The organism is Rhizobium sp. SVR5-9E, assembly GCF_056755095.1.
The window spans coordinates 1-238 of the sequence record NZ_JBNDHS010000704.1 but is presented as its reverse complement, the minus strand read 5'-3'; the positions used below and the strand labels follow the sequence as shown (position 1 = coordinate 238).

The following is a 238-nucleotide window of genomic DNA, read 5'->3' as shown; positions in this document are numbered from 1 at the left end:
CGCCCATCGTATCGCGGCATCACCGCATTTCGAAATGCCCCGATCCCGATCGATCTCACCGGATTGATAGCGCGAGGGCGTCAATCCGAAGTGGGCTGGAACGGAGCGCGACCGGCGGAACCGCATCGGTTCGTCGACGCCTGCCCGGAAACTCAGGGCGACCATCGGCCCGACGCCGGGTGCCGTCATCAGCAGCTTGCAGGTGTCGTCGCTCTCGGCCAGCCGTTCCATGGCCCTT

The 238-nt window shown here is 65.5% G+C and carries 1 protein-coding gene; it reads right to left on the bottom strand.

Annotated elements, in window-relative coordinates:
* Nucleotides 1-238 (bottom strand): transposase (locus ACPYOJ_RS36630; protein WP_481420576.1); only part of this gene is annotated, 238 nt, incomplete at both ends.